The 2,005-nt window shown below is 35.5% G+C and carries 2 protein-coding genes; both read left to right on the top strand.

Annotated elements, in window-relative coordinates:
• Positions 1-241 precede the first annotated feature (241 nt).
• Complete coding sequence (locus ACYQ2O_RS12010) at positions 242-1,165, top strand: Mu transposase domain-containing protein (RefSeq protein WP_346024463.1); 924 nt, start codon at positions 242-244, stop codon at positions 1,163-1,165.
• A complete protein-coding gene (locus ACYQ2O_RS12005) occupies positions 1,158-1,715 on the top strand; it encodes an ATP-binding protein (protein ID WP_346024464.1) in 558 nt (185 codons plus the stop codon). The genes ACYQ2O_RS12010 and ACYQ2O_RS12005 overlap by 8 nt, the downstream gene beginning before the upstream one ends.
• The last annotated feature ends 290 nt before the right edge of the window (positions 1,716-2,005 follow it).

Raw genomic sequence — 2,005 nt, 5'->3', positions numbered from 1 at the left:
CACCCTTGTGACCTTAACTGAAACCATTCAAGTGTTTGTCAAGGGCAAATGCGGCTCCGATTGGTATAGTCAGTGGGCCTTCACCACCTTTAATTTTTAGTTTTCATAAAAAATTTGACAGTTCCATATGTACCTCAATTATTTTCTATTGACTCATTAATGTAAAGAAATATCTATCAGAAAACCGTTCAATAGTTAATATCAGGAAAAACTTTACATTACTTTCTACTTTACATTAAATTTGAAGACCGGTGTAATAACTCACCCCAAAGAGGGTGACATCGTTTTAAACGAACAATATGAAGCTCTCGCAAACCATTATGTTATGGCCATTATGCCTGCTCAGGTAAGAAAACCTAAACAGAAAGCAGCGGTTGAAGGAGCGGTTGGTAAAATTGCAACGGCAGTTATTGCTTCATTAAGAAATGAAATATATACAACAATGGGAGAACTAAAATTAGCTGTTCGTGAGAAATTGGAAATTTATAATAATAAAGAATTTCAAAAGCGTGAAGGCAGTCGTTCGCTTGTTTTTAAAGAGTCAGAACAGGAATTTTTGCGTGCCTTGCCTTCTGTTCCATACGAAATATCAGAATGGGTTTACGGAAGAAAAGTAAAACTGGATTGTCATATTACGTATCAAAAGAATAATTACTCTTGTCCCTATCAATATGTCAAAAAGAGCGTTGATTTAAAAGTAACAGATAACTTTCTTGAAATTTATTATCAAAATGAACGAATTGCGACTCACAAACGATTCCCATCATATAAAGAATATAACTTTTCAACCTTGCCAGAACATCTACCAGATCAACTTAATCAACTCGAATGGAATGACCAACGACTATTAAATTGGGCACAAAAAATTGGACCTTTCACCCATAAAGTGATTCAGCGTATCTTTGAAAACCTACCACTCAAAGAACAAGGATATCAATCGTGCTTATCTGTTCTCAATTTATCGAAGAAGTATTCAAATGCTTCTTTAGAGAAGGCTTGTCAAATAGCTTTAGAACGTGTCCATTCCCCAAGATACCGTCAACTAAAGGCAATATTAACGAATCCTGTTAATAATGAAGCGATTGAACATGCAGAGACCAACTATAAAGAATCCATGGGATTCGTGAGAGGATCAGACTATTATGGAGGCGATAAGAATGATTGATAACGAAACGATTAGAAAATTACGTCAAATGGATTTAAGTGAATTAGTAGACGCTTTAGAAATTCAAGAGATGGACAATGATACACGACAACTGTCTTTTGATGAACGACTTCAACTGGGTACTGACCATCTATATCAAGAGAAATACAATAAACGGGTGAATGGATTAATTAAACGATCCAAATTTCGTATTCAAAACGCAACTGTTTCTGCTATTCATTATGACAAACGAGATATTGATCGTCAGACACTTAATGAATTAGCCACCTGCAGCTATATCAATCACCGAAGAAACATTATTTTTCAGGGCTTCACTGGGTCAGGAAAGACCTATTTAGCCTGCGCTTTAGGACGAGAAGCGTGTAAACGAGAAATTCGAACACGCTATATTCGTTTGCCTGACTTATTAATAGAGCGGGACGAAGCGACACTTAAACCTAAAGGTGTAACCAACCTCATCACAAAATTCTCAAATTATAGCCTGCTAGTTATTGATGAATTATGTAAATCTTTCCATAATTCATCTTATGGACAGAGATTTGTTATGTAAAGTTATTAATTATTATGTTGAATTCATAGGCTTTTCGTGTTTCTAACTGTACATAATATAGTATCCTTAATTTAAAAGCATTATGGTGGTAAGTCAAGAGAATAGATTATAAATAGACAACCTAATTTCATAAAAAAGGGTGCACTGAACTAAACCGTCACGTATTCGAAAATACGTTCGGTTTATGTCTTCGGATAGTCGTCCTTAAGAAATAGTTTCTCTTAAGACTCCATCGCCTCCGATCTTGCGATATAGAGTTGGTGATCGCTTAGGAGTGCAAACACCAGACG

Source organism: Alkalibacterium sp. m-11 (assembly GCF_054658155.1).
Note: the sequence above shows the minus strand (reverse complement) of the source record. Positions and strands in the feature narration are given on the sequence as shown.

Coding starts and splice junctions, on each gene's coding strand:
- ACYQ2O_RS12005 (WP_346024464.1), top strand. CDS start 1,158: ATGATTGATAACGAAACGATTAGAAAATTACGTCAAATGGATTTAAGT.